Source organism: Agrilactobacillus composti DSM 18527 = JCM 14202, from assembly GCF_001436375.1.
Classification (GTDB): Bacteria; Bacillota; Bacilli; order Lactobacillales; family Lactobacillaceae; genus Agrilactobacillus; species Agrilactobacillus composti.
The window spans coordinates 1-746 of record NZ_AZGA01000053.1 but is presented as its reverse complement, the minus strand read 5'-3'; the positions used below and the strand labels follow the sequence as shown (position 1 = coordinate 746).

The following is a 746-nucleotide window of genomic DNA, read 5'->3' as shown; positions in this document are numbered from 1 at the left end:
TCAGATTGAAGACAAACTATACTTTTTCGTTAAAGTTGTAGTTTGTCTTTTTATTTAACCCAAATTTAGATAAAAAAAGAGGCCTTTCGGCCATATTATCCCTTCAATTTTGCTAGCTTTTTCATATTCAGGCAGGCAAAGGTAAGGCCAATCTTCATGGCCATCTTCTCCCGACCACACATATTTGTGTAGCGGAGGCCATGGTCTTCCTTGGCCGTCCCAAATATTCGTTCAATTGTTTCTTTTCGCAGATCATACCATGCCCGCCACTTATAAGTATGGCGAATATCCTCACACTCATCGAGTGCATCTTGCCAGATATGACGAGTAATGACCTTTTGATGATTCTTGGATAGTGTGCACAGTTTGATCATCGAACAAGCCTGACAGTCGCTTGGCTTACTTTTGTATTCACGATAACCAATCCGATTAGTGGTTGAGTAATCTAATATTTTATTGCTTGGACAGAGATAACAGTCATAGTATTCATCATAGACGTATTCCTTTTTCTTAAAGAATCCTTTCTTTGTCATAGGACGCTTATATGGAAATATTGGTTTAACGCCGTCGCTAAGTAATTGATGGGCAATTGCAGGTGTTTTATACCCGGAATCCATCGCAATGGCAATGGGTTTTAGTATCTTTGCTTTATCGTAGATATCCTTGAACGCTTGACTGTCATGCTTGTTTCCTGGGTTGATTGTATAGTCGAGTATCCAGCCATGTTTTTCACAAACTGTCTGAAC

General features: G+C 39.4%; 1 pseudogene. It reads right to left on the bottom strand.

The annotated features are described in order from the left end of the window. Window positions 1-101: 101 nt before the first annotated feature. Window positions 102-746 (bottom strand): annotated as a pseudogene (locus FC83_RS08245) (transposase); the annotation flags it as partial.